At 78.9% G+C, this 1,037-nt stretch carries 1 protein-coding gene; it reads left to right on the top strand.

From position 1 onward, the window contains the following. Positions 1-300: 300 nt before the first annotated feature. The coding region (locus EF918_RS36040) for an AfsR/SARP family transcriptional regulator (RefSeq protein ID WP_148141368.1) at positions 301-1,037 on the top strand (737 nt) is incomplete at its 3' end.

A 1,037-nucleotide genomic window follows, 5' to 3' on the forward strand; every position in this document is an offset into this window, starting at 1 on the left:
GGACGGGCCGGGGCCCGAAGCCATGCCTTCAGGGGCGCGGGGAACTGCGCGGCCAGCCGGGGAGGGCCCGCGCCCGCGGGGCGGCATCAGCCCCGCGGCGCAGCCGCGTACCGCTTCCCGCCGCGTGGGTACCCCAGTTCGCGGACCGCCCCCCGTCCCTGGCTGAGCGCGCAGTTCCCCGCGCCCCTTTCGCCTTGGCTTCGCCCCGGGCTCGTACGGCGCCCCGCGCCTTGGCTTCGCCGCTGGCTCGTACGGCTGTCCCGCCCCCCGGGAGGAAGGGCCATGGGGGACCATGGGCCGGTGCGGTATCTGATTCTTGGGGTCACCGAAGCGCGGGGCCCCGACGGTGGCAGCCTGCCCCTCGGTGGGCCCCGCCTACGCGCCCTCCTCGCCGCGCTCGCGCTCCGCGGCGGCCGGACGGTCCCCGTCACCGAGCTCGTCGCAGACGTCTGGGGCGGCGGCGGGGAACCGCCGCGCGACGCCCCCGCCGCCCTGCAGGCCCTGGTCAGCCGGCTGCGCCGGGCCCTCGGCGGCAAGCACACCGTCCTGGCCGGGGCCACCGGCTACCGCCTCGACGCCACCGAGGACGACATCGACCTCCACGTCTTCCGGCGGCTCGCCCGCCAGGGCGCCGCCGAACTCGCCACCGACCCGGCGGCCGCCGCCCGCACCCTGGGCCGGGCCCTCGCCCTCTGGCGGGGCCCGGCCTTGGCCGACCTCCCCGACGCCGACACCGAGCCCGCCGTCCGCAACGCCCACGCACTGCGGGAGGCCGCCGTACGCGACCGCATCGACGCCGAGCTGCGCAGCGGCACCGAACCGGCCGCCCTGCTGCCCGAGTTGGAGCAGCTGCTCGTAGCGCACCCGTACGACGAGCCGCTGCGGGCCCGGCACCTGCGCGCCCTGCGGGCGGCCGGCCGGCAGGCGGACGCCCTGCTCGCGTACGAGGAGTTCCGCCGCGCCCTCGCCGACCGGCTCGGCACCGACCCCGGCCCCGAACTCCGTTCCCTGCACGCGGAACTCCTGGCCCCCGCACC

The sequence above is a fragment of the Streptomyces sp. WAC06614 genome (assembly GCF_003949795.1).
Taxonomy (GTDB): Bacteria; Actinomycetota; Actinomycetes; order Streptomycetales; family Streptomycetaceae; genus Streptomyces.